The following is a 23,022-nucleotide window of genomic DNA, read 5'->3' on the forward strand; positions in this document are numbered from 1 at the left end:
GGTAAAAGACTTTACGCTTGAATGTCGTCACGATCGCCGCCTACTTCCCGTATGCCGACCGACCAGATACCGCCCGAGCGCAACTATTGCCACTTCCTGGACCACCGCAAATATAATCGCAATCGCAGCTGCCAATTGCACGACAATGGATATGGCATTGCCGGGGGCGGCAGCGAACGGGTCCGTTGGGCTGCCGATACTGCACTTTACCGAAGAATGCGCGAACAGGGGGACCCGATGGCGCTTCCGACACTGATCGCATGCCTCGGCTTTGGTTGGTTTTTCTTCAACTACCATGCAGGTTGCTGGCTTTGGCGCGGGCAGATGCTGCGGCGCTTCGTGAAAGCGCCCTCGTGATGACCGCAGCGCTTCCGACCCGGCGTGTGACCGTCGGCGGGGTGACGTTCGCGGCGGACCTTCCGTTCGTCTTCGTCAGCGGACCGTGCCAGATCGAATCCCGCGACCACAGCTTGCGGCTCGCCGAGCATCTGGCCGGCGCGACGCGAACCGCCGGCGTACCGTTCGTGTTCAAGGCGTCGTACGACAAGGCGAATCGAACCTCGGGGCTCGGCCGGCGCGGCATTGGCCTGGACGAGGGACTCCGCATCCTCGGCGATGTTCGCGACGCGTTTGGCTGCCCGGTGCTCACCGACGTCCACGCGGTCGATCAGGTCGCCGCGGTGGCGGACGTCGTCGACATCCTCCAGATCCCCGCCTTCCTGTGCCGGCAGACCGACCTGCTGCTCGCGGCGGGGCGAACGGGACGCGTGATCAACGTCAAGAAGGGCCAGTTCCTCGCCCCGTGGGACATGACCGCGGTCGCGGCGAAGATCGAGTCGACCGGCAACACCGGAATCGTCCTGTGCGATCGCGGCGCCAGCTTTGGCTACAACACGCTCGTGTCGGACATGCGCGCGCTGCCGATCATGGCGCGGACGGGCTATCCGGTGATGTTCGACGCGACTCATTCGGTACAGGCGCCCGGTGGCCTTGGCGATTCCTCCGGGGGCGACCGCAGCTTCGCGCCAGTGCTCGCACGCGCCGCCGTCGCGGCGGGGGTCGCCGCGGTCTTCGCCGAAGCGCATGACGATCCGGCCAACGCACCGTCGGACGGCGCGATCATGCTGCCGCTCGAGTGGATCGCGCCGCTGTTGGCCAAGCTGGTCGCGATCGACGCGGTCGTGAAGGGGTAGCCGCGCTACGGACGAACGTCCCACGCGATCGCCACCGGCGGGGCATGCGCCGCGACCGCGATCGTTCCATAGGCACCGGTGCGCAGCGGTGCGGCGTCGGGCAGCGCGAACCGCGCGCTGCCGTTGCTGGTGACGATCAGCAGCGTGCCGACGGCCTTCGCCAGCGCCTCGCGCCAGGCGGTACGCCGCATATCGGCATCGACCCGCCAGCCGGCGGGCGGGATCGCATCCGTCTTCCACGCATCCAGCGCCCGCTGGCCGAGCCGCGCAACGACCGCCGCCTCGCAGCGATCCTCGTCGGGACCATGGTCGATCTCGCGGAGCCATTCGGCGATCGTCACCGCGCACTTCTGCCCCGCCGCCGCCAACAGGATGTCCGCGGTCTGTCGGGTCCGCTGCAAGGGACCGCAGACCACGCGGTCGAAGACGATCCCGCGCCGGGCGAAATCCTGGCCGAGCGCGCGCGCCTGATCCCGGCCGTGGACCACCAGCGGCAGATCGGTACGACCGCCGATCCGCCGCGGTGCATCGCCCGCGGCGAACGTATTGCCATGCCGGACGACGAAGACGCGCGCCATCATGGATCGTCCAGCGGGTCGCCATGCGCCGCGATCAGCGCCTCCGCCCGGACGATATCGGCCTCGGTATCGATCCCCGATATGTCGAACCGCGCGGGCGCGATCTCGACCGCGTCGATCGTCAGCCCAAGCTCGAGCAACCGCAGCTGCTCAAGCCCTTCATAACGTTCGAGATCACTCGGCGCCGCAGCCTCGAACGCCTGCAGCGCCGCGAGCCGGTACGCGTAGAGCCCGGTATGGCGCCACACCGGAGAGAGCGCCGTCGATTGCGACCGCACCGTCGCTTCGTCGCGGATCGCGGGCAGGATCTGCTTCGAGAACCACATCGCGCGCCCCGCGGCCGTCCGGACGCAGGTCGTGCCGCTAAACGGCGCGGTGCGCTTGTGCACGCGCAGCGCATCGAGCGCGGACCAGTCGAGCCGCACCACCGAAGTCGCGATATCCGCGCTGCCCGCCGACAGCGCGGATACGACCGCGGCCACCGAGCCGGGCGATTGAAACGGCGCATCGCCCTGAAGATTGACGACGATTCCGGGCCGGCCCCTCCCCCGCGGCCGTGCGGCCAGCGCGGCGGCGAGCGCGCGTCCCGATCCCGACGTGATCGCCCCCCGCGTCATCACCGCGTCGCACCCGATCGCGCGGGCATGCGCCGCGATCTCCGGCGTATCCGTCGCAACCACGAGCGCGACATCGTCGAGCTGCGCGATCGCACGGCGGGCGAGCCCGATCGTCCGATGGAGCAGGCTGAGACCGGCGATCGTCCGCAGCGGCTTCATCGGCAGCCGCGAGGAGCCGCCGCGGGCCGGAATGGCGACCAGGATAGTCAGGCGATCCCCGCGCGCAACGTATCGTGCATGTGGATGACGCCGAGGAGATAGCCCGCTTCGACGACGAACATCATCGTCACGCTGTTTGCCTGCATCCTGCGAAGCGCCTCGGACGCGAGCTCGTTCGGGGCGATCTCGATCGGGTTGGGCGTCATCCACGCCCCCACCCGCGCGCCCATGTTGCCGCCACCGGTGATCGTCCGCCGCAGATCGCCATCGGTAAAGGCGCCGACCAAACGGTCGTCTGCGTCCACGACCGCGGTTCCGCCAAACCGAGCGCGGGTCATTTCGGTGGTGGCATCGAGCAGCGTCGCGTCACGGCGGACCTTGGGCACGTCCGCGCCGGTCGACATCAGGTCCTGCACCTTGAGCAACTGCGCGCCGAGCCGGCCATTGGGGTGGAATTTGTAGAAGTCGTCCGCCGAAAATCCCCGCAGATCGACCAGCGCCATTGCCAACGCGTCGCCCAGCACGAGTTGCAGCATCGTCGAGGTGGTCGGCGTCAGCTGGATCGGGCAAGCCTCGCGGACGGCGGGCAGGTTGAGCAGCACATCGGCCGCGCGCCCCGCCATGCTCTGCGCACGCGAGGTGATCGCCGAGGTCGGAATACCGAACCGCTTGCAATAAGTGATAATCGGGGCAAGCTCGGCGCTCTCGCCTGAGAGCGTGATCATCAGCACCAGATCCTTGTCGGTGATCATGCCGAGATCGCCGTGCCCCGCTTCGGCGGGATGCAGGAACATCGAGGGGGTGCCGGTCGAGGTGAGCGTCGCGGTCAGTTTGCGGCCGATGATCCCGCTCTTGCCCATGCCCGTGACGATCACACGCCCGCGGAGCCGATAGATCTGCTGCACCAGCCGTTCGAATGCATCGCGAAACGGGCCGTCACCGAAGCGGTCGAACAGCGCCTCGAGCCCTTCCGACGTGATCGCCAGCGTGCGAAGTGCGGATGCCGCGGTCCGCGACAACGGCAGTATTCGCGCTTCCCCCTTCAGCAGCCCCGTCATCACCCCGCCCCCCAGCGCGATTTAAAGTCTTCCGATGCTTCAACTGTCGTCGCCTATGACAGTATCGCAGACGTGATCCGGCACCCTTCGGCAACTAACCATTTGCCGGACAGCATCTCCATCAAGACCATGTTGGTTTTAATCTTACGCGGAGCGATCGAGAGGGGCCAATAGTTGACCCTTACAATCGGCCAGGGGCTCGGGGGTCGCGGATTTTCCGCAGCTTTCGTGCCGACCGGCCCGCGATCGAAACGATACCGAAACTTTTTGAGCCTAACGATCCACTTACCAAGTTCAAACGCCTGTGGGGGGCCAGACCTATGAAGAATACTACACCCGTTTTGCGGATTGCAGCCGCATGTCTCTTCCTTACTACCGCACCGGCGTTCGCCGGCGAGGGGCCGGTGTGCGGCACCGCCGCCGGCAGGCCGCGACTCGTTTGCGACGAAGGGGCGTGCATCCGCGTCCCCGTCAGTGACCTGTGCGAAGCCGTCCGCGCCGCCTATCCGGGCAAGCGCCGCGCCATTCGGCCTAGCCGGATCGGGCGGAACCCGGTTCGTGAAGAACTGACGCTGCTGATCGCCAGCGTGAGCTAACCGACCGGCGGCTCGACGCGCGACCGAGGCCGCGCGTCGAGCACGAAGGCCGCGCCGGGAACCACGATTCCGGTGTCGGTAGGCGACAGCGTACCGTCCGGCCCGATATCGAGCCGGGTCACGCGGTGATCGCGTTCATGCGCGACGACCATCTGCTTCTCGTCCTCGAGCAGCAGGAAGAAGCGCGGCGACGCACCGCCGCTGCCGACATGCTCCATCAGCCGCGGTTCGCCGCGATCATCGAGCGCGAAGACGGCGATGCTGTCGTCGCCCCGGTTCGAAACATAGACGCGGTCGCCCGCCGCGTTGGCGGCGATATGCGCCACGATCGACCCAGCCGCCGCGCCGGCAGGAAGCGTCGACATCCTCGTCCGCGCGACGAACGCCGGACCCGCGACATCGAGCAGGATCAGTTCGCTCGTCAATTCGCAGGCGAGATAGGCCAACCCCGGCCGATTCGGATGCAACAGCAGATGGCGTGGCCCCGATCCCGGCGGCGCGTCGAACGCAAGGATCGGCGGGCCGAGCGTGGCGTTTCCCGCATCGAAGGCAAAGGCCAGCACCTGGTCGGTGCCCAGATCGGTCGCATACAGCCAGCGATTGTCCGGACTGAACCCGACCCAATGCGCGTGCGGCGCCTCCTGCCGATCGGGATTCGGCCCCGACCCGGCATTGGCGCGTACGATTGGCGCATCGACCGGCAACCCCGTCTGCGGATCGAGCCGCTGCACCATGATGCTGCCCCCCGCGTAATTGGCGACGGCGAACCAGGATTCGCTGCGGTCGAGCGCGATGTGGCAGGGCGCAGCACCGCCAGCCGGAGTCCGCGCAAGACACGCCCAGCCCTCGGATGCGCCGCCACCGTTGCGGAACACCCCGACCGATCCGCCATCCTCGTCGACGAGATAATGAAGACCGGTCCGCTCGGCATAGACGCCGAACGAGCAGTTCTGCGCCGCTTCGTCCGCCGCATACATCGCCCATTGCCCGCCATCGGCGTCGCGGTGGAGCGGATACAGCCCCTCGCCGCCACCGCCGGCATAGGTGCCGACAAAGAGCCGGGCGGCTGCGGGTCGGGCAGTGCGAAGGTCGGGATCGAGGTTCGTCATCCGTCCGTCTTACCCGCTTCCGGCGGCCGCGACAGGCGGATTTGGTCGACCTGCGCCGTCCCGGCCGGCCGCAATCGCAGTTATCCGGTCCGCCGGGCCACCCGCGCCCTTCCCCGATCCGCTCCCCCTTGCTAAGGCCCCCTCGGTAACAGCATTTTTCGCTCGGTTCCCGGTGCGCCCGCGTGGCCTATATGGCCGCTTTCCCCTCGGCGCCCGGTGGCCCGACGCCCACGGGAAGGACCCCTATGACTGCCATCGGCCAGGACACCCTAAAGACCCGCACGAGCCTCTCCACCGGCGGCAAGTCGTATGACTATTACAGCCTCGCCAAGGCGTCGGAACAGCTCGGCGACATCAGCCGCCTGCCCTTCTCGATGAAGGTGCTGCTCGAGAACCTGCTGCGCTTCGAGGACGGCGTCACCGTCACGCGCGACGACATCCAGGCGATCGTCGACTGGCAGAAGGAGCGTCGCAGCGACCGCGAGATCCAGTATCGCCCGGCGCGCGTGCTGATGCAGGATTTCACGGGCGTACCGTGCGTCGTCGATCTCGCCGCGATGCGCGATGCGATGACCAAGCTCGGCGGCAACCCCGAGAAGATCAACCCGCAGGTCCCCGTCCACCTCGTCATCGATCACTCGGTTATGGTCGACGAGTTCGGCACGCCCAAGGCGTTCGAAGATAACGTCGATCTCGAGTACGAGCGCAACATCGAGCGCTACGAGTTCCTGAAATGGGGCAGCAAGGCGCTCGACAATTTCCAGGTCGTCCCCCCCGGCACCGGCATCTGCCACCAGGTGAACCTCGAATATATCGGCCAGGCCGTCTGGTCGTCGGCCTCGTCGGGCGACCACGGCGACGGCACCATGATTGCCTATCCCGACACGCTGGTCGGCACCGACAGCCACACGACGATGATCAACGGTCTCGGCGTGCTCGGCTGGGGCGTCGGCGGGATCGAGGCCGAGGCCGCGATGCTCGGCCAGCCCGTCTCGATGCTGATCCCCGAAGTCGTCGGCTTCAAGCTGCTCGGCAAGCTGAACGAGGGCATCACCGCCACCGATCTGGTGCTCACCGTGACGCAGATGCTGCGCGCCAAGGGCGTGGTCGGCCGCTTCGTCGAGTTCTTCGGCCCAGGCCTGTCGTCGATGACGCTCGCCGATCGCGCGACGATCGCCAACATGGCGCCCGAATATGGCGCCACCTGCGGCTTCTTCCCGATCGACGACAAGACGCTCGATTACATGCGCCTCACCGCGCGCTCGGACGAGAATGTCGAGCTGGTCGAGGCGTACGCCAAGGCCAACGGCTTCTGGCGCGACGAGAATGCCGAAGATCCCGTCTTCACGGACACGCTCGAGCTCGACATGGGTTCGGTCGTCGCATCGCTCGCCGGCCCGAAGCGCCCGCAGGACCGCGTCAGCCTCAACAAGGTCGACGAGGTGTTCAACAGCGACCTCCACAAGCTGTACCACAAGGAGCAGCCCGCGCGCGTCGCGGTCGAGGGTCGTGAGCACGACATCGGCGACGGCGACGTCGTGATCGCCGCGATCACCAGCTGCACCAACACGTCGAACCCGTCGGTGCTGGTCGCCGCCGGCCTCGTCGCGCGCAAGGCGAACGCTCTGGGCCTGAAGTCGAAGCCTTGGGTGAAGACGTCGCTCGCGCCGGGTTCGCAGGTCGTCACCGACTATCTCGACAAGGCCGGGCTTACCGCGGACCTGAACGCGCTCGGCTTCAACCTCGTCGGCTATGGCTGCACGACCTGCATCGGCAATTCGGGCCCGCTGGCGCCGGCGATCTCGTCGGCGATCAACGAGAACGACCTCGTCGCGGCGTCGGTGCTCTCGGGCAACCGCAACTTCGAGGGCCGCGTCTCGCCGGACGTCCGCGCCAACTTCCTGGCCTCGCCGCCGCTCGTCGTCGCCTATGCGATCAAGGGCACCGTCACGACCGACATGATCGAGACGCCGCTGGGTCAGGGGTCCGACGGCCAGGACGTGTATCTGCGTGACATCTGGCCGACCAACGAGGAAGTCCGCAGCACGATGGACGCTAACATCGACGCGTCGATGTTCGGCGCGCGCTACGGCGACGTCTATGCAGGCGATTCGAAGTGGCGCGGGATCGACGTCACGGGCTCGGACACCTACGCCTGGCGCGCAGGGTCGACCTATGTCGCCAACCCGCCCTATTTCGAGGGCCTCAGCATGACGCCGTCGCCGGTGCAGGACATCATCGACGCCAAGCCGCTCGCGATCCTCGGCGATTCGATCACCACCGATCACATTTCGCCCGCAGGCTCGATCAAGGCGGACAGCCCGGCCGGCCGCTTCCTCCAGGAGCATCAGGTCAGCAAGGCCGACTTCAACAGCTATGGCGCGCGTCGCGGCAACCATGACGTGATGATGCGCGGCACCTTCGCCAATATCCGCATCAAGAACGAGATGGTCCCCGGCGTCGAAGGCGGCATGTCGAAGTATGACGGCGAGGTCATGGCGATCTACGACGCCGCGATGCGCTTCAAGCAGGACGGCACGCCGCTCGTGATCGTCGCCGGCAAGGAATATGGCACCGGCTCGTCGCGCGACTGGGCGGCGAAGGGCACCAACCTGCTCGGCGTCCGCGCGGTCATCACCGAGAGCTTCGAGCGTATCCACCGCTCGAACCTGGTCGGCATGGGCGTGCTGCCGCTCCAGTTCGCCGAGGGCACCGATCGCAAGACGCTCGGCCTCGACGGCTCGGAGACGTTCACGATCCTCGACGTGGCGAGCATCCGCCCGCGTCAGGACGTGACGGTCAAGATGACCCGTGCAGACGGCACGAGCGAGACGTTCGAGACCAAGTGCCGGATCGATACCGTCAACGAGCTGGAATATTTCCTCAACGGCGGCATCCTCCAGTACGTGCTGCGCAAGCTGGCCGCGTAAACGACTGACGTCGTCCCGGAGCGATCCGGGACGACGGCTTTCATTCAGCTACCCAAAATACCGTCATCCCAGCGAAAGCTGGGATATCCCCGTGAGGCTCATGTCGCGCACCACGAGGGATATCCCAGCGTTCGCTGGGATGACGTGTGTTGGGGAAAGACAGGTTTCGTCGGAGCAAGTCGACGGATCGACGAGCAGCGCCGGACGCGCTTTGCTGACGAAGCGCGTGTCGCCGCACGGCACACTCAGCGCGCGCGATCTCTAAGCAAAAAAGGCGGGGCGACCTCGATGGTCGCCCCGTAGTTCAGGGAGAAGACCGGGACAGGGGAGACCCGGTCAGGTCGCCGACCACAGGGGGAGAGGGGCGGCGACGCACTCTCTTTCGCGCCGATATGTTGCAGCGATATGTCGGAACGGACGTGACGATAATTTAATGCAGGTTGGCGCGCCGAGTCGGGTGGACGCTACGCCCGAGGTCGACCCCGTCACTCCGCCTGGTCCCAGCCCCCGCCGAGCGCCTTGAACAAGGCCACGGTCAGCTGCCGCAGTTGCGCATCGCTCGCTACCAGCTGCTCGCGCGCGGCCAGCACGTCGGTCTGCGTGTTCAGAACGGTATCCTGCGCGACGAACCCGGTCCGATACTGTGATTGCGCGGCCTGCGCGCTGCTCTGCGCATCGACGACCGCGCGCTGCAACGCCGCGTTCCGGCGGCGTTCGGCGGCGATCTGCGCGAGCGGATCCTCGACGTCGCGCAACGCCTGCAACACAGTCGAGCGATAGCGCAGATATGCCTGCTCGCGGTCTTCCTCGCGCGACTTGACGGTCGCCTTGCGGCGGCCCCAGTCGAGCAGCGGGAACTGCGCCGCACCGGTCGCAGTCAATTGCAGGCTGTCGCCCGAGAACAGATTGCCGAGCGCGGTCGAGATCAGCTGGCCCATGCCGGTCAGGCTGAACTTGGGATACATGTCCGCCACCGCGACGCCGATATCCGCGGTCGAAGCCGCGAGCTCGCGCTCCGCCGCGCGGACGTCCGGGCGGCGACGCAACAGCTCCGACGGCAACCCCGCGGGAATCGTCGGCACGCCCAGCGGCGCAACCGACGGCGCGGCGAGTTCGGCCATCAACGTCGCGGGCGGCTCACCGAGCAGGATCGCCAAGGCGTGCATCCGCACATCGACATCGGCGCGAACCGGTTCGGCGCGGGCCTCGGTCGAGGTGATCGAGGCGCGCTGGCGCGTCACGTCGATCGGCGGAACGAGGCCGACCTTGGCGATATTGCCCGCGATCGTCAGCGCGCGGCGCTGGTTGGCGATCTCGCTCTCGATCGTCGCGATCTGCACCTGGTCGAGTCGCAACGCGAAATAGGCCTGTGCGACTTCGGCCGCCAGCGTCACCGCAGCGTCGCGCTTCGACCAGACCGCAGCTTCCGTCCGTGCCCGCGCGCCCTCGGTACTGCGCCGGACGCCGCCGAACAGGTCGAGCTCCCAGCTCGCGTCGAACCCGACCGAATAGGTCGTAATCCCGCTGCCGGGCAATGCGATCCCGCCGGTCGAGCCGGTCCCGCCCGCCCCCGTGCCGCCGCTGAACGCGCGCGCGATCTGCGAGAGGCCCGCATTCTTGCTGAACTCGACATGGCTTGGGCTGGCGTTCGCGTTGACGCTCGGCAAGCCCTGCGACCGCGCGACGATCTCCTGCAATCGCGCCTGGCGCACGCGCGAGGTGGCGATCGCGATGTCGGGATTGCCCTTCAGCGCGCGCTCGACGAGGCCGTCGAGCTGCGGATCGCCGAATGCGGACCACCAGCGCGCCGGATCGACGGTCGCACCGACCGTGGCTTGCGGGCCGACGAACGCCGGCGGCACCGCCATCTCGGGCGCGACGTAATTCGGGCCAACGGTGCACCCCGCGAGCAGGGCTGCGACCGCAACCACCATGAACCGCGCACGCATCAATGCATCCCTCCCGAGGGGGCGCCGCCGGTCTTGCCGGAGCGCATGAATAATACCAGTGGTGCGACGCACAGCACGACCACCATCATCGCGCGGAACACGTCGAGGAAGGCGAGCATCGTCGCCTGCCGCTGCATCTGGCTGTAGAGCACCGCGAGCGGCGTGGTGGACGGATCGCCCTGCCCCGCAAACGCACCCGCCGCCTTCTGCATCCAGTCGTTATAGTTCGGATCGAGCGGGTTGAGCGTCTGCGTCAATTCGGACTGGTGCCGCTGCAGCCCGCCCGCAAGCTGCGTCTGCGCAAAGCAGATGCCGATCGTTCCGCCGAGATTGCGCGAGACGTTGAGCAGGCTCGACGCCTGCGCGGTCTGCGTCTGCTTGAGCCCGACATAGGCGATCGCGTTGATCGGCACGAACAGGAACGGCAGCGCCATCGCCTGGAACAGCCGCGCGAACGCCGCATCCGAAAACGCGATGTCGGCGCTCAGATGGCTCATGTTCCACAGCGCGAACGCCTGGACGAGCAACGCCGGGAACAGCAGCAGGCGAACGTCGACGAGCCCGCTCAACCGCCCCGCGAACGGCACCATGACAAGCGTCGCCAGACCGCCCGCGGTGAGCGCGAGCCCGGCGTCGAGCGAGCTGTAGCCGAGCACCTGTTGCAGCATCTGCGGAATCAGCTGGGTCGTGCCGAACAGGATCATGCCGGTGACGCCCATCACGCCGATCGTCAGCGCGAAGTTGCGGTTCTTCAGCAGCTTGAGGTCAATCACCGGGTCCTTGTGGTTCAATTCCCAGACGACGAGGCTGATCAGCGACACCGCAGCGATGATCGCCGACATGACGATGAACCCGCTGGCGAACCAGTCCTCGCGCTCGCCACGATCGAAGGTGAGCTCGAGGAAGCCCAGCCCCAGCGCGACCAGCGCGACGCCGACATAGTCGATCGTCAGGCCGTGCTTGAAGCGCTCGTCGCGGTCCTTCTTCACCTGGTCGGGCTCGTCGACCAGCGCCTCAACGAGGAACCAGGCGAGGATGCCGACGGGCACGTTGATCAGGAACACCCAGTGCCAGCTCGAATATTCGACGATGTACCCGCCGAGCGTGGGCCCAAGTACGGGGCCGACGACCACGACAATCGCGAATGCCGCGAACGCCATGCCGCGTTGCTTGGGTGGGAAGGTATCTGCGAGGATCGATTGCTCGACCGGTGCCAGGCCACCGCCGCCTATCCCTTGCAGCACGCGCGCGACGACGAGCGTCCCGATGTTCGGCGCAAGGCCGCACAGCAGCGAGGCGAAGGTGAACAGCGCGATCGAGAGCAGGAAATAGCGTTTCCGCCCGATCGCGTCGGACAGCCAGCCCGAGATCGGGATGACGATCGCGTTGGCAACGAGGTAGCTGGTCAGCACCCACGTCGCCTGATCGGTGGTGATCGACAGCCCGCCCGAGATATGATCGAGCGCGACGTTGGCGATCGAGGTGTCGAGCACCTCCATGAAGGTCGGGATCGAGATGATCGCGACGATCAGCCACGGGCTGTACTTGCCCGCCGCCGACCGGCTCGGCGACCAGGTGTGGCCGCCGCCCGCATCGACCTTAGCGGCCTTTGCCACTTCAGCGGACCTTGACGGTCGGCACCACCGACATGCCGGGGCCGATCGGATAGCGCTTCGGATCGGGGCCGTTCTTGACGTCGAACACGATCCGCACGGGGACGCGCTGGACGACCTTCACGTAGTTGCCGGTCGCGTTCTGCGGGGGCAGCAAGGCAAACGCCTGGCCCGCGCCGCGCTGGATCGAATCGACATGGCCCTTGAACTCGACGCCCGGATACGCGTCGACCTTGATGTCGACGGGCTGGCCGATCTTCATGAGCGTGAGCTGCGTTTCCTTGAAGTTCGCGGTCACCCACATCGCGTCGGGGACGATCGCCATCAGCTGCGTGCCGGGGGCGACATAGGAGCCGATGTTGACCGAGCGGTTGACTACCTGCCCCGCGACCGGCGCGGTCAGGCGGAGGTCGCTGATGCTGACGTTTGCCTGGTCGACCAGCGCGCGCTTGGCATCGATCACGGACTTCGCCGCGCCGACCTGTTTCCGCGCGACCGTGATTTGCGCGGTCGCGGTATCGATCTGCTCACGGGCCTGCGCGGCATCCGCCGCGGTCTGGCGGGCGGTGGCACGCGCCTGGTCGAGCTGCTGGCCTGCGACCGCGCTCGGATCGAGCCGCAGCAACGCCTCGTAGCGCGCGAGGTCCTGCTGCGCCTTGACGGCGGCCGCCATCGGCACGCGGGCTTGCGCCGCGGCCTGCTGGCGCTGCGCCTCGGCGGCGGTGACCTGCGCCTGCGCCTGCGCGAACTGCGCGCGCGACTGTTGCTCGTTGGCCTGCGCCTCGGCGACCTGTGCGTCGCGACCCGACGCCTTGATCACCGCGAGCAGGCGGCCAGCCTCGACATGGCGGTTGTCGATATCGGCGACCTGCACCAGCGTGCCCGCGACCTGTGGTGCGAGTCGGACGATGTGCGTGTCGACGAACGCGTCGTCGGTCGATTCGAACTGCCGCGCGTGCAGCCAGTAGAACACGCCGCCGATGATCAGCGCGCTGACGACGATGACGAGGATGATCCAGAACAGCGGCTTCTGGAAGACCGACGGCTTCTTGTCGTCGTCGGACTCCTCGGACTCGTCCTGCTGGTCGGTATCGGACTGCTGGTCCTCGCCGTTCGGATCGCGCTTGCGGTCCTCGTCGTCATGGTCGTGGTCGGAATGGTTCGTCTGGTCGGTCATGCCTGGCCCTGTTCTTCAGCACGCATCGAATCGAGAATGGCGTCGATATTGGCGTCGATTCGCGCTTTGATATCGAGAATGTCGGAAGGCTCGAGCGTGTCGCGCTCAAGCAGTTTGAGGCAGGTCGCGCGGCTCGATCGCAGCGCCACCACCTGCCCGAGCAGCGTGATCGTCGCGATCCGCGCCGTGCGGACGTTGCGGTGTCCGGTGACAATGCAGACCAGGTCGCCGAGCTGGCGGACCATCTGGCCCATCACGCCGCCATAGATCCGCTCGAACGCCTCGCTCGGCTTCATCTGTTCGCGCAGCACGAACAGCGTCCAGTCGGCGCTGTCGGCGCTCGCCATCTTGTCTGCCAGTCGCCCGAGAATGCGGTGGATCCGTACGCGCGCGCCCGCAGCGTCGTCGGTGGCGATCTCGGGCGACAGCTCGATCGGCTCGCCCATCACCGCGGCCATGCGCTCGGCGATCCGGTCGGCCGCGGCGAGGTACAAGCCCTCCTTGCCGCCGTAATGATAGGTGATCGACGACATCGCGGTGCCCGCCGCCGCGGCAATCCCGCGCGTGCTGGCGCCTTCGAGGCCCTTGGCGCCGAATTCGCTGATCGCGATGTCTAGGAGTCGGGACTGGACCACGCGGCGGCGTTTAGTTCGATCGAACGAACGAGCCTAATGAAGAAAGTGTCATGATCTGCGACACGTACCAAATCGCTGCCGCCCGCTGTCGTCCGTTAGCTATCACCCGCGAACCGTCATCCTGACGAAAGTCAGGATCCAGGGTAATCAGCCTTGATCCTGCGTGGCTCTGGATCCTGATTTTCGTCAGGATGACAGAGTATTTGGATTACCGCGTGCGCGAGCATCGCGACGTCGGATGGTCGCCACATACAGAAACGCCGGCCTTCTCAAGGAGAAGACCGGCGTAAATCTGGTGGGCGCGACAGGGATTGAACCTGTGACCCCACCCGTGTGAAGGGTGTGCTCTACCGCTGAGCTACGCGCCCGAAACTCGTTCGGAAGCGGGCCTTTAGGCAGACTGCGCCTGCCTGTCCAGCCCTTTCGACCCCCCCCTAACGGAAGAGAATCAAAGACGGCTTTAGTTGACCGCGTCCTTGAGGCCCTTGCCGGCCTTGAACTTCGGCTGGGTCGAGGCCTTGATCGTCATCGGCTCGCCGGTGCGCGGGTTGCGGCCCGTCGACGCCTTGCGCTTGGAGATCGAGAACGTGCCGAAGCCGACCAGGCGAACCTCCTCGCCCTTCTTCAGCGATGCCTCGATCGCGTCGAACACCGCCTCGACCGCCTTCACCGCGTCGGCCTTGACGAGCCCCGACGTGTCGGCGACCGTCGCGATCAGCTCCTGCTTGTTCATAAAATCCCCCGAGAAAGTCACAATTCGGCCGCGATAGAATCACGGCCGCAGTCAGCGCGCAATAATGCGGCGGCCTCGTCTGCTGTCAAACGAAACCGCCGCATCACCGCAGAGAATCCAAACATGGATTAGTGGTGCAGGCTGCCCCCGACGGGTGCGATCGGTGCCGGCGGCAGTGCCGCAAGCTCGTCCGCATCGGTCCACTCGATCGCCTCGAGCGGCTCGGTCAGCGCAAGTCGCAGCACTTCGTCGACATGCGAAACGGGGATAATCTTCAGCCCTTCCTTGATGTTCGCCGGGATCTCCGCGAGGTCCTTCTCGTTCTCCGCCGGGATCAGCACCGTCTCGATCCCCCCGCGCAGCGCCGCCAGCAGCTTCTCCTTGAGGCCACCGATCGGCAGCACGCGGCCGCGCAGCGTGACCTCGCCGGTCATCGCCACCTCGCGCCGGATCGGCACGCCGGTCAGCGTCGAGACGATCGACGTGACCATCCCGATCCCCGCCGACGGGCCGTCCTTCGGCACCGCACCCTCGGGCAGATGGATATGGATATCCTTGCGCGCGAACAGGCTCGGCTTGATCCCGTAGCTCGGCGCGCGCGCCTTGACGAAGCTGAATGCGGTCTCGATCGATTCCTTCATCACGTCGCCGAGCTTGCCGGTGAGCTTGGCCTGGCCCTTGCCCGCGACCGTCACGCTCTCGATCGTCAGCAACTCGCCGCCGACCTCGGTCCAGGCGAGCCCGGTGACCGCACCGATCTGGTTCTCGGTTTCGCCAAGGCCGTGACGATATTTCTGCACGCCGGCATACTCACCGACATTCTCGGGCGTGATCGTGACGCTGGTCGTCTTGTTCTCAAGAATCTGGCGCAGTGCCTTGCGGCACAGCTTGGCGATCTCGCGCTCGAGCGTGCGGACGCCGGCCTCGCGCGTATACTGCTGGATGAGCGTACGAAGCCCCGCCTGCGTCAGCGTGAACTCGCCCGGCTTCAGCCCGTGCGCCTCGATCTGCTTCTCGACCAGATGGCGCTCGGCGATCTCGACCTTCTCGTCCTCGGTATACCCCTCGAGACGGATGATCTCCATGCGATCGAGCAGCGCCTGCGGCAGGTTGAGCGAGTTCGCGGTGCACACGAACATCACGTCCGACAGGTCGATATCGACCTCGAGATAATGGTCCTGGAACTTGCCGTTCTGCTCCGGGTCGAGCACCTCGAGCAACGCCGACGCCGGATCGCCGCGGAAATCCTGGCCGAGCTTGTCGATCTCGTCGAGCAGGAACAGCGGGTTCGACGTGCCGGCCTTTTTCAGGTTCGTCACGATCTTGCCCGGCAACGAGCCGATATAGGTGCGGCGATGACCGCGGATCTCGGCCTCGTCGCGCACGCCGCCGAGCGACTGGCGGATGAACTCGCGCCCCGTCGCCTTGGCGATCGACTTGCCGAGCGAGGTCTTGCCGACACCGGGAGGGCCGACGAGGCACAGGATCGGCCCCTTCAGCTTGTTGGTGCGCGCCTGCACCGCAAGATACTCGACGATCCGGTCCTTGACCTTCTCGAGCGCGTAATGATCCTCGTCCAGCGTCACCTGCGCGGCGGCGATGTCCTTCTTGATCTTCGACTTCTTGCCCCAGGGGAGCCCGAGAAGCACGTCGAGATAGTTGCGCACGACGGTCGCCTCGGCGCTCATCGGTGCCATCGTCTTCAGCTTCTTCAGCTCGGCGGTCGCCTTGCCGCGCGCTTCCTTGCTCATCTTGAGCGTCGCGATCTTCTGCGTCAGCTCGGCGATCTCGTCGCCTTCGCCCTCACCATCCTCGTTGCCGAGCTCACGCTGGATCGCCTTCAACTGCTCGTTGAGGTAATATTCGCGCTGCGTCTTCTCCATCTGGCGCTTGACGCGGCTCTTGATCTTCTTCTCGACCTGCAGGACGCCCAGCTCGCCCTCCATCGCCGTCATCGCCATTTCGAGGCGCTTGGACGGGTTGGTCTCGAGCAGCATCGCCTGCTTCTCGGCGACCTTGATCGCGATGTTTGCGACGACCGCGTCGGACAGCTTCGATGCGTCCTCGATCTCCGACATCTGCACCGCGGTCTCGGACGCGAGCTTGCGGTTGAGCTTGGCGTAATTCTCGAACTGGTCGACGACCGAGCGCATCAGTGCGGTTACCTCGGCGCCCTCGACCTCGGCATCGGCAACCGGCTCGACCGTCGCGGTCAGGAACTCGCCGCTCTCGTCCAGCGTCTCAAGCGTCGCGCGCTGCTTGCCCTCGACGAGCACGCGAACGGTGCCGTCGGGCAGCTTCAACAGCTGCAGGACGGTGGCGGTGACGCCCATCGAGTACAGGTCGTCGCGCGAGGGATCGTCCTCGGCCGGATCGACCTGCGCGACGAGATAGATCTCCTTGTCCGCCGCCATCGCCGCTTCAAGCGCGGCAACGGACTTATCGCGACCGACGAACAGCGGCACGATCATGTGCGGGAAGACGACGATGTCGCGAAGGGGAAGGACGGGGTACTGGGTCATGAACGCTCCGGTGGGTGCCTGCATGGAGGGCATTATTGAGTCTTATATGGTGAGGATGAAGCGTCCATCAATTGGTTGGTGCGGTTAAGCGGTGTCGCTTCGCGCCAAGTCTGGCCGTTTCGCGCAAGCGCGGGCGACCGGAGCCGCGAACATCGCGCACGTAACCCTGACCTTAGGCCTCCGCGGCATCACGCTGCCCGGGGCCACGGGGTTGTAACAGACGGCGTCCGGCGCGAGAGTGAACGGATGATTTCGCGTCTTCTACTCGCCGCCAGCGCCACCGCGCTTCTTGCCGCCGCCCCGCTCCCGAAGAAGGGCGAACCGGCGATCACCGCGCAGACGCAGCGGTCCGGCGGCGTGCTGACCGCCGAGCAGACCGCGCTCACCTTCGACAGCGCGGATCTTGCGTTCGAGGTGCTTCCCGAGACGGAAAGCCTGAACGGCGTCGCCACATTGGTCTTCACCGCAAAGGCGCCAATCAGCCGCCTGCCGATCGACCTCGACCGCAACCTACCCGTCAGTGCGATCACGATCGACGGCGTGCCGCTCGCACCGTCAGCCTGGACCAATCCCGAGGGGCGATTGACGATCACGCTCCCCAAGCCGGTCGCGGCCGGCGGCAAGGTCACCGCGACGATCACCTATGGCGGCACGCCGCATGTTGCGGTGAAGGCGCCGTGGGACGACGGCATGGTCTGGTCGAAGACGCCCGACGGCCGCACCTGGTTTGCGACGACCGCGGAGGGCTATGGCTGCGACCTGTTCTGGCCGTGCCTCGATTTCCCGACCGGCGAGCCCGCGCTGGTCACGCTCCACATCACCGTGCCGAAAGGGCTCAAGGCGCCGTCGAACGGCGTACTGCTCGGGGTCGATACGCTGGCCGACGGCCGAACGACCTGGAGCTGGCGCGCCAAGCATCCCAACACCTATGGCATCGCGCTGAACGTCGGGCCGTATGAGGAGATCAGCGGCACCTACAAGAGCCGCTTCGGCAGCAGCATCCCGATGCATTACTGGTACCTCCCCGGCGAGAAGGCGCAGGCCGAGACGCTGTTCGCCGAGTTCGCGCCGACGCTCGACTTCTTCGAGAGCATGATCGGCCCCTACCCGTTCGGCGACGAAAAGCTCGGCGTCGTCGAAACGCCGCACAAGGGCATGGAGCACCAGACGATCAACGCCTATGGCAACGACTATGCCAAGGCGCCGGAAGGGTTCGACTGGCTGTTCCAGCACGAGTTCGCGCATGAGTGGTTCGGCAACCAGCTGACCGCGGCGAACTGGGACGATTACTGGCTGCACGAGGGCTATGGCACGTACATGCAGCCGCTCTACGGCCAGTGGCGCGAGGGGCGTGCGCGCTATGCGGCGATGATGCAGGGCGAGCGGACCTCGATCATGAACCTGAAGCCGATCACGCAACAGCGCATCACCACCGAGGAAGAGGTGTACGAACTCGACAAGGGCGGCGCGGGTCAGGACATCTACTATAAGGGCTCGTGGATGCTGCACACGCTGCGCGCCTTGATCGGGGACAAGGCGTTTTTCGACGTCACGCGGCTGGCGGTATACGGCCGCGCGGATCCCAAGCCGGGGAATTTCAAACCGCGGTTCGGATCGACGAAGGACTATGAAGCGCTCGTCCGCAAGGTGACGGGGAAGGACTATGGCTGGTTCTTCGACGTCTATCTCCGCCAGGCGGCGCTGCCCGAGCTGGTCGAGACCCGGACCGGAACCATGCTGACGTTGGCGTGGAGGGTGCCGGGCAATGGTGCGTTCCCGCTGCCGGTCGAGGTACAGGTCGACGGCAGGACGCGGACGGTGCCGATGACCGGCGGGAAGGCGAGCCTGTCGGTCCCGGCGGGTGCGCATGTCGTGATCGACCCGGACGCGCTGGTCCTCCGCCGCAGTATCGCGCTCGAAGACGTGGCCGCCTGGAAAGCCGCGCAAGCCGCAAAGGGCAAGCCACAATGACCACGCCGCCGTTCCCCCGCGAACGCGGGGGTCCAGGAATCTCAAAAGCCAACACGCGTGACCCAGGGCTCTTGCGTGCGCAGGAGAACATCTGGCCAGCGCGTGCTGCGGAGATGGCCGCGATCTTCATGGTCGGCGACGGGCTGATCGGGCTGCTCCAGCCGCGCCGCCACGTCGATCTCTGGAAAGACGATGCGCTAGGCACGGAAAAACTGGTGTCGCCCTTCGTCGACCGCCCCGGCCGTCGTCGCCTCTATGCGGTGATGCAGATCGCCGCAGGCCTCGCCTTGGCGGCACGCCAAAGACCATGAACGCCGCGGGCTTGTCCTTGCTCGCGTTGGCACTCGCGGGATGCGGGTCAGCGCCGGACGCGGCCTCGACAAGCCAGATCGCGCGCGGCGAGCGCGTCTTCCGCCGCTGCACCGCATGCCATACGATCGGGCGCTATGCGGGCGATACCGATGGCCCCAATCTCTACGGCGTACTCGGCGGCCCCGTCGGCGAGCGCCGCCCGCGCTTCGCCTATACCGCCGGCCTGAAGGCACTCGGCGGAACATGGGACGCGGCGCGGATGGACCAATGGCTCGCCAACCCGCGCCGGATGGTCCCCGGCACGACGATGGCGTTTGCGGGGCTTGCCGACTCGAAGGACCGCGCCGACGTCATCGCCTATTTGGCGACGCAGCGCCCCTGACGAGTCACGGCACCACGGTCGTGAACAGATAGGCCGCAAAGATCACGAGATGGACGACGCCCTGCAACACCGTCGTCCGCCCGGTGCCGAGCGACAGCGTGGCGACGAACAGCGACAGCGCGAGCAGCGTCATGCTCTTGGCGTCGATCCCCAGCGCGATCGGCAGATCGAGGACGAGCGACACGATCGCCACGCTCGGGATCGTCAGCCCGATCGTCGCCAGCGCGGAGCCGAGCGCGAGGTTGAGGCTCGTCTGCAACCGGTTGCGCCGCGCCGACTTGTACGCGGCCAGGCTCTCGGGCGCGAGCACCAGCGCGGCGATCACCACGCCGACCACGGTCAGCGGCAGGCCGGCCCCGAGTACCGCCGCCTCGATCGTCGGCGACAAGGTCTTGGCGAGCAGCACCACCGAGACGAGCGCCACCAGCAGCGCGGCGAACGCGATTCCCGTCGCACGACGCGACGGCGGCGCGGCATGATCGTCCTTGTCGTCGGTCGAGGGCAGGAAATAATCGCGGTGGCGCACCGTCTGCACCAACACGAACGTCCCGTAGAGGATCAGCGAGACGACCGCGACGAACATCAGCTGCGACGCCGCATAGGTCGGACCCGAGGTCGACGAGGTGTAGTTCGGCAGGATCAGCGATAGCACCGCCATCGCGGCGAGTACGCCGAGCGCGGCGGTCATGCCCTTCAACGTGAAGCGCTGCTCGTGATGCCGCACCGCGCCCGCCAGCAGGCAAAGGCCGATGATGAAATTGAGGATGATCATGATCGCCGCGAACACCGTGTCGCGTGCCAGCGTGGTGGCATCGCCCGCATTCGACAGCATCAGCGAGACGATCAGCGACACCTCGATCACCGTGACCGCGATCGCGAGGACGAGCGTGCCGAACGGCTCGCCGACCTTGTGCGCGATCACCTCGGCATGATGCACCGCCGCCAGCACGCTGCCAATCAGCACGATCACCGCGGCTGCCGTGCCGAGCGCGCCCATCTTGGCCAGCCCGACGAGGATCGCGACGAGCCCCAGCCCCGGCGCGACGAGCGTCCAGATCGGAAGCGCCAGACGGTCGGGCATCGTCTCCACCACGTCTGCGTTCGGTCGGTCGGCCACTTCGATCGTCATGCAAGCTCCCTCGTTTCACTTACCCAACGAATGCGTGACGGCCGATAAGGGTCCGAGTGCGGGCGATTGTGCAGGGGCCGGGTTCGGGTAGATTGGCCCGATGTTGCCCCCCGATCTTTGCCAAACGCTCGTCATGGTGGCGCACGCGATGCGCGAGGCGCGCGATCCGTGGTGGGTGATTTCCAGCGCGGCGGTCGCGCTTCACGGGGTGGTGCCGATCACGGTCGCCGACGTCGACGTGGTGACGAGCGTCGAGGATGCTCGGCGCGTGATGGCGCGACTGGGAGTCGTTCCGGCGAGGGAGTCGGCCAGCTTGATGTTCCGGTCGGCGGTGTTCGGCCGGTGGACGGCGCCGCCACTAATGGTCGAGATCATGGCGGGGTTTCATGTCGCGACTTCGGCGGGGTGGACGGAGGTGCTTCCGCGGACGCGCGTGCCGATCGGGGTGGAAGAGGCAACCATCTATGTGCCGCGTCGTGACGAACTGGCCGAGATGCTTAGGCTGTTCGGGCGCCCGAAGGATGATGAGCGGATCCGGCTGCTTACCACGCAACCCTAGCGGCCAACCCGGCCCCACCCTTCCCAACGCGATGGAGAATGTAGGGCGCCACCACGTCCCCCACTCGGTCATCCTGACGAAAGTCAGGACCCAGGGCCACACAGGCCGGCGCTCGGTACCCTGGATCCTGACTTTCGTCGGGATGACGGAGGGGTTTTTACGAATCGGCTCGCTCCCCAAACGAAACGCGGCGCGGGTCGCCCAGTGCTTTTCCCCAAACTCGAACCGACAGGCCGTCACGCCAGGTCGCCGGTCTTGCTCTCATCGGCACGGAGGACGCCAAAATATGTGCGCGCCAACACCCCCCACTGTCATCCTGACGAAAGTCAGGACCCAGAGCCACACAGGCCCGCTCTCGGTACTCTGGATCCCGACTTTCGTCAGGATGACGGGAGGGGGTTTAAGCGGCGAGTTTCACCCCGAACGAAAAAGGGCGCCGATCGCTCGGCGCCCTTTCTCAATCTCGAACCGGCCGAGCCTTACGCCGCGTCGCCGGTCTTCTTCTTCTCGGCATAGACGCGGATCGGTTCCTTGCGGCCCTCGATCACGTCCTTGTCGATCATCACCTCGTCGACGCCGTCCATGCCGGGCAGGTCGAACATCGTGTCGAGCAGGATGCTCTCGAGGATCGAACGAAGCCCGCGCGCGCCGGTCTTGCGTTCGATGCCCTTCTTGGCGACCGAGACCAACGCGTCGTCGGTGAAGCCGAGCGCGACGTCCTCCATCTCGAACAGCTTCTGGTACTGCTTGACCAGCGCGTTCTTCGGCTCCTTCAGGATCTTCACCAGCGCGTCGACGTCGAGATCCTCGAGCGTCGCGATCACCGGCAGGCGCCCCACGAACTCGGGGATGAGCCCGAACTTGAGCAGATCCTCAGGCTCGACCGACTTCAGCGTCTCGCCCGTCTTGCGCTCGTCCGGCCCGGCAACATACGCGCCAAAGCCGATCGACTTGCCCTGCAGACGATCGCCGATGATCTTCTCGAGACCCGAAAATGCACCGCCACAGATGAACAGGATGTTCGTCGTATCCACCTGCAGGAACTCCTGCTGCGGATGCTTGCGACCACCCTGCGGAGGAACGCTCGCGGTGGTGCCCTCCATCAGCTTGAGCAGCGCCTGCTGCACGCCCTCGCCCGACACGTCGCGCGTGATCGAGGGGTTCTCGGCCTTGCGGCTGATCTTGTCGATCTCGTCGATATAGACGATTCCGCGCTGCGCCCGCTCGACGTTGTAGTCCGACGCCTGGAGCAGCTTGAGGATGATGTTCTCGACGTCCTCGCCGACATAGCCGGCTTCGGTCAGCGTCGTCGCATCGGCCATCGTGAACGGCACGTCGAGGATGCGGGCGAGCGTCTGCGCGAGCAAAGTCTTGCCGCAACCCGTCGGCCCGACGAGCAGGATGTTCGACTTGGACAGCTCGACATCGGCACCCTTGGCGCCGTGATTGAGCCGCTTGTAGTGATTGTGCACCGCCACCGACAGGACGCGCTTGGCGCGCTTCTGGCCGATCACGTAATCGTCGAGGACGTCGCAGATCTCCTGCGGAGTCGGCACGCCGCCGTCCTTCTTGGACACCAGCGCCGACTTCGTCTCCTCACGGATGATGTCGTTGCATAGCTCGACGCACTCGTCGCAGATGAAGACCGTCGGCCCGGCGATCAACTTGCGGACCTCGTGCTGCGACTTGCCGCAGAACGAGCAATAGAGGGTGCTCTTCGAGTCGCCACCGCTCAGCTTCGTCATTCAATCACCTCTCGCGCATGTCGGTGCACGTGCCGTTTCCGGGGCCGCTACCGTA

General features: G+C 66.2%; 20 protein-coding genes and 1 tRNA gene. 8 read left to right on the plus strand and 13 right to left on the minus strand.

Annotated elements, in window-relative coordinates:
• The first annotated feature begins 51 nt into the window (after positions 1–51).
• Together ASE79_RS02025 and kdsA are read left to right on the plus strand one after the other, a co-directional pair.
• Entirely contained in the window at positions 52–357 is a 306-nt protein-coding gene (locus tag ASE79_RS02025) for a hypothetical protein (protein WP_056411287.1), read from the plus strand.
• The gene (kdsA, locus tag ASE79_RS02030; RefSeq protein WP_056411290.1) at positions 357–1,193 is read left to right on the plus strand and encodes a 3-deoxy-8-phosphooctulonate synthase; all 837 of its coding nucleotides are present in this window, start codon (positions 357–359) and stop codon (positions 1,191–1,193) included. Before ASE79_RS02025 ends, kdsA begins: the two co-directional genes overlap by 1 nt.
• A 5-nt stretch (positions 1,194–1,198) precedes the next feature.
• Here kdsA and ASE79_RS02035 read toward each other — a convergent pair whose 3' ends face one another.
• Genes ASE79_RS02035 through ASE79_RS02045 form a run of 3 tightly spaced genes read right to left on the minus strand, consistent with a single transcriptional unit; the run spans position 1,199 to position 3,605 of the window.
• Positions 1,199–1,774, minus strand: coding sequence for a histidine phosphatase family protein (locus ASE79_RS02035; RefSeq protein WP_056411293.1), 576 nt, complete (start codon positions 1,772–1,774; stop codon positions 1,199–1,201).
• A complete protein-coding gene (gene kdsB, locus ASE79_RS02040; RefSeq protein ID WP_082445100.1) occupies positions 1,771–2,589 on the minus strand; it encodes a 3-deoxy-manno-octulosonate cytidylyltransferase in 819 nt (272 codons plus the stop codon). Before kdsB ends, ASE79_RS02035 begins: the two co-directional genes overlap by 4 nt.
• Before the next feature lie 5 nt (positions 2,590–2,594).
• On the minus strand, positions 2,595–3,605 hold the full coding sequence (locus ASE79_RS02045) for a KpsF/GutQ family sugar-phosphate isomerase (protein WP_056411298.1): 1,011 nt from the start codon (positions 3,603–3,605) through the stop codon (positions 2,595–2,597).
• A gap of 320 nt (positions 3,606–3,925) precedes the next feature.
• Here ASE79_RS02045 and ASE79_RS20665 point away from each other — a divergent pair, with 320 nt between their 5' ends.
• Complete coding sequence (locus tag ASE79_RS20665) at positions 3,926–4,201, plus strand: hypothetical protein (RefSeq protein ID WP_156359485.1); 276 nt, start codon at positions 3,926–3,928, stop codon at positions 4,199–4,201.
• Here the strand turns inward: ASE79_RS20665 and ASE79_RS02050 are convergent.
• Entirely contained in the window at positions 4,198–5,310 is a 1,113-nt protein-coding gene (locus ASE79_RS02050; RefSeq protein WP_056411301.1) for a lactonase family protein, read from the minus strand. The two genes, ASE79_RS20665 and ASE79_RS02050, sit on opposite strands and share 4 nt — an antisense overlap.
• Before the next feature lie 245 nt (positions 5,311–5,555).
• On the opposite strand from ASE79_RS02050, the gene acnA reads away from it, so the two are divergent.
• On the plus strand, positions 5,556–8,240 hold the full coding sequence (gene acnA / locus ASE79_RS02055) for an aconitate hydratase AcnA (protein ID WP_056411303.1): 2,685 nt from the start codon (positions 5,556–5,558) through the stop codon (positions 8,238–8,240).
• Between the two features lie 485 nt (positions 8,241–8,725).
• Here the strand turns inward: acnA and ASE79_RS02060 are convergent, their stop codons facing one another.
• The 7 genes from ASE79_RS02060 to lon all read right to left on the minus strand — a co-directional run bounded on the left by ASE79_RS02060 (position 8,726) and on the right by lon (position 16,869).
• On the minus strand, positions 8,726–10,189 hold the full coding sequence (locus ASE79_RS02060) for an efflux transporter outer membrane subunit (RefSeq protein WP_056411305.1): 1,464 nt from the start codon (positions 10,187–10,189) through the stop codon (positions 8,726–8,728).
• Positions 10,189–11,805, minus strand: a complete 1,617-nt coding sequence (locus tag ASE79_RS02065; protein ID WP_056411308.1) for a DHA2 family efflux MFS transporter permease subunit — start codon at positions 11,803–11,805, stop codon at positions 10,189–10,191. The genes ASE79_RS02060 and ASE79_RS02065 overlap by 1 nt, the downstream gene beginning before the upstream one ends.
• 1 nt (position 11,806) lies before the next feature.
• Positions 11,807–12,979 (minus strand): HlyD family secretion protein, encoded by a 1,173-nt coding sequence (locus ASE79_RS02070; RefSeq protein WP_056411310.1) that lies wholly within the window; start codon positions 12,977–12,979, stop codon positions 11,807–11,809.
• Positions 12,976–13,614: a CerR family C-terminal domain-containing protein gene (locus ASE79_RS02075; protein WP_056411314.1), complete on the minus strand. Its 639-nt coding sequence runs from the start codon at positions 13,612–13,614 to the stop codon at positions 12,976–12,978. Before ASE79_RS02075 ends, ASE79_RS02070 begins: the two co-directional genes overlap by 4 nt.
• 293 nt (positions 13,615–13,907) lie before the next feature.
• Positions 13,908–13,982, minus strand: a tRNA-Val gene (locus tag ASE79_RS02080).
• 92 nt (positions 13,983–14,074) lie between these two features.
• Entirely contained in the window at positions 14,075–14,347 is a 273-nt protein-coding gene (locus ASE79_RS02085; protein ID WP_056411315.1) for an HU family DNA-binding protein, read from the minus strand.
• A gap of 128 nt (positions 14,348–14,475) precedes the next feature.
• Positions 14,476–16,869, minus strand: a complete 2,394-nt coding sequence (gene lon, locus ASE79_RS02090) for an endopeptidase La (protein ID WP_056411317.1) — start codon at positions 16,867–16,869, stop codon at positions 14,476–14,478.
• Between the two features lie 246 nt (positions 16,870–17,115).
• On the opposite strand from lon, the gene ASE79_RS02095 reads away from it, so the two are divergent.
• From ASE79_RS02095 to ASE79_RS02105, 3 genes are all read left to right on the plus strand, one after another.
• A complete protein-coding gene (locus tag ASE79_RS02095; protein WP_056411319.1) occupies positions 17,116–18,840 on the plus strand; it encodes a M1 family metallopeptidase in 1,725 nt (574 codons plus the stop codon).
• Positions 18,841–18,953: 113 nt separating this feature from the next.
• On the plus strand, positions 18,954–19,151 hold the full coding sequence (locus ASE79_RS02100; RefSeq protein WP_056411320.1) for a hypothetical protein: 198 nt from the start codon (positions 18,954–18,956) through the stop codon (positions 19,149–19,151).
• Positions 19,148–19,534 (plus strand): c-type cytochrome, encoded by a 387-nt coding sequence (locus ASE79_RS02105; RefSeq protein WP_082445009.1) that lies wholly within the window; start codon positions 19,148–19,150, stop codon positions 19,532–19,534. Before ASE79_RS02100 ends, ASE79_RS02105 begins: the two co-directional genes overlap by 4 nt.
• A gap of 4 nt (positions 19,535–19,538) precedes the next feature.
• Here ASE79_RS02105 and ASE79_RS02110 read toward each other — a convergent pair whose 3' ends face one another.
• Positions 19,539–20,663, minus strand: a complete 1,125-nt coding sequence (locus ASE79_RS02110; protein WP_199860866.1) for a calcium:proton antiporter — start codon at positions 20,661–20,663, stop codon at positions 19,539–19,541.
• 133 nt (positions 20,664–20,796) lie between these two features.
• Between ASE79_RS02110 and ASE79_RS02115 the strand changes: the two genes are divergently transcribed.
• Complete coding sequence (locus ASE79_RS02115) at positions 20,797–21,222, plus strand: hypothetical protein (protein WP_162236985.1); 426 nt, start codon at positions 20,797–20,799, stop codon at positions 21,220–21,222.
• 479 nt (positions 21,223–21,701) lie between these two features.
• Here the strand turns inward: ASE79_RS02115 and clpX are convergent, their stop codons facing one another.
• Positions 21,702–22,967: an ATP-dependent Clp protease ATP-binding subunit ClpX gene (gene clpX / locus ASE79_RS02120; protein WP_056048170.1), complete on the minus strand. Its 1,266-nt coding sequence runs from the start codon at positions 22,965–22,967 to the stop codon at positions 21,702–21,704.
• Between the last annotated feature and the right edge of the window lie 55 nt (positions 22,968–23,022).

Origin of the sequence: Sphingomonas sp. Leaf28 (assembly GCF_001421685.1) — a bacterium.
Taxonomy (GTDB): domain Bacteria; phylum Pseudomonadota; class Alphaproteobacteria; order Sphingomonadales; family Sphingomonadaceae; genus Sphingomonas; species Sphingomonas aurantiaca.